This window comes from Vibrio sp. 10N.261.46.A3 (genome assembly GCF_041472995.1).
GTDB lineage: Bacteria > Pseudomonadota > Gammaproteobacteria > Enterobacterales > Vibrionaceae > Vibrio > Vibrio coralliirubri.
Window position 1 is genome coordinate 1 of record NZ_JBFRRH010000005.1, and the last position, 2,083, is coordinate 2,083.

Annotated in this window: 4 protein-coding genes; all 4 read left to right on the plus strand. The window is 40.4% G+C overall.

Annotated elements, in window-relative coordinates:
• Positions 1-39: 39 nt before the first annotated feature.
• The 4 genes from AB4484_RS01800 (at position 40) to AB4484_RS01815 (ending at position 1,844) form a co-directional block, all read left to right on the plus strand.
• Positions 40-336: a hypothetical protein gene (locus tag AB4484_RS01800; RefSeq protein WP_372076182.1), complete on the plus strand. Its 297-nt coding sequence runs from the start codon at positions 40-42 to the stop codon at positions 334-336.
• A gap of 211 nt (positions 337-547) precedes the next feature.
• Positions 548-1,192, plus strand: coding sequence for a hypothetical protein (locus tag AB4484_RS01805; protein WP_372076184.1), 645 nt, complete (start codon positions 548-550; stop codon positions 1,190-1,192).
• A 340-nt stretch (positions 1,193-1,532) separates the two neighbouring features.
• Positions 1,533-1,643, plus strand: coding sequence for a hypothetical protein (locus AB4484_RS01810; protein WP_372076188.1), 111 nt, complete (start codon positions 1,533-1,535; stop codon positions 1,641-1,643).
• A 36-nt stretch (positions 1,644-1,679) separates the two neighbouring features.
• Positions 1,680-1,844 (plus strand): BrnA antitoxin family protein, encoded by a 165-nt coding sequence (locus tag AB4484_RS01815; protein ID WP_372076186.1) that lies wholly within the window; start codon positions 1,680-1,682, stop codon positions 1,842-1,844.
• Positions 1,845-2,083: the final 239 nt, after the last annotated feature.

Below are 2,083 nucleotides of genomic sequence, written 5' to 3' on the forward strand. Positions count from 1 at the left end.
ACGGTTCGGAGTTTTTCCCGTATGTAAGGAATAATAACGATGACAATAACAGCTGATGGTTGGGCAAACAAAGGTGGCACAAGTACAAGAAGTTGTAAGTGTGGTACTTGGAAAAAACATTGGATAAATGGCTCTGGTAAATCGTGGCCGAACGATTGCTCGAAAAAAGGCTGCACAGCTACGCCAGTATTAGGTGCTCATATATATAACAATGATGTGTCTGGAGAGAAAATCGTACCTTTTTGTGATTCATGCAATAAATTAGATGGTAAGTTTTCTTTAAATGGTGGCGTTACGCTTGTTTCTGCAAATAAGAGCAATTCATGTGAAGCATAACGATAACTTTACATGAATTGTTTCAACATAATGTTCGAAGTAAGAATCACGAGAAGGTCGCCAATGGCGGCCTTTTTTATGTTACAGGGTTATGATTTGGGTTATCTATGGCGTCTGACCTAACGTTGGCTATCCCTTAACTATGTTGGCTTCTATAATATTAGATGCGGTGGTATTATCGACAGATAGGTAACGCAGACAGGGCTAAGCAATGCCAAGAAATTACACTACTCAAGATAAGATTGACCAAGAGTTCGGTTTTCTTGTTACAGACAAAGGTAACCATGAACACTATGACAAGCTTTTACAGCAAGAGCGTAAAGATGTTCATACTCAGGTTGGCGTTGTGCTGCCTGAAAGTTATGAACTAGCACGCGTTGAACTTGATGGTGGTAACTTTGCTATTGTTTTGCTAGATCATTCAAGCGAACGTATTGCTTACTATGTAAAAGCGAGCGTATGGGAAGATGTAGCCCTTAATGCAAGTCCCGTAACTCAAGTATTGCTATGGCGTACAAACGATGTGAAGCATGAGCTTGTTACAACAGGTCTTGCTAGACAAATATTCTTTAAGTACCTACTAGAAAGCTATAACGTTGTAGCTAGTGATAGTCATCAGACCGCCGAAGGTCGCGAGTTCTGGATTCGACAGACAGGTTTTGCATTAGCTACAGGTTCACATGTCTATCGCTATCACCGCATTGAATGCGATCTAATTGAAATTACTGATCACGCTGTAATCCGTGATAACTCATGTGACCTATGGGGTGATGATGAGGATTACAGTCATGTGCTTGCTATCATTTCAAAAAAATCGATAAGTTCCAAGGTAACCTCAGAAAAAGAAGGTGGTTAGCGGTTTTTTGTGGTCTATTTAACGTAATTACACTTAGTGCGAAGTGCAGTGTTTCGATAGAACAATGATTATCTAAAGGTCGCTATAGCGGCCTTTTTTGTGTCTGGTAACAAGAAGCTTTAAGGGGAAATTGCGAAGCAAGGTATTGAGGAGTAAGATAAACGCCAGATAAAAAAAAGCCCTGAATCTTAGGTCAACTTGGCGGAAGATATAAGAAGTCAGGGCTGAATTTCTAAGGTGACTTTAACACATGAACAGACAAACACAATGCAAAGCGGCCTAGTCGGTTGAGTCTCTTTGTTTTCGGCCGTAGGCCGCTCAGGCGACAGCGTCGCCGGTTCTGGTTGTTTGTCATTGCTATCGTGGAGAGGATGAGAAAATCAGAATCATATCAGCCAGAAAAGCAGAGAAACGAGAACGAAAACAATATGAGGATTGCCGTTATGCGTGAACAGTATGATTTTCTAGCTCAGTAGCTAACCCTTATGTGAAAAAGTCAAAGAAGCAGATAACGATAAGATTAGATGAAGATGTTATTAGCTACTTCAAAGGGCTTTCAGACAAGAATGGAGTTCCTTATCAGAACTTAATGAATCTCTACTTGAAAGATTGTGCATCCAAACATAAAGAGTTGAAGATGGATTGGCAGTAGCCACTACAAATCAAATTTAGACACAAGAACGGCTCCTAATTAGGAGCCGTTCTTCGTTACGGAGTCACGCGATTGAACATAACAGGAATAATGAACACAGGGAAAGGACTCCACGGCAAGATCATTATAAATTGGAACTTTTAAGTGAAGGTGAGATCAGATCAATGAGTAATCACTTATTGTAGCGTTTAAAGTATGACCGACTCTTTTCTCCAACATTTTGAAGCCATTGAAGACCC

Coding starts and splice junctions, on each gene's coding strand:
- AB4484_RS01800 (WP_372076182.1), top strand. CDS start 40: ATGACAATAACAGCTGATGGTTGGGCAAACAAAGGTGGCACAAGTACA.
- AB4484_RS01805 (WP_372076184.1), top strand. CDS start 548: ATGCCAAGAAATTACACTACTCAAGATAAGATTGACCAAGAGTTCGGT.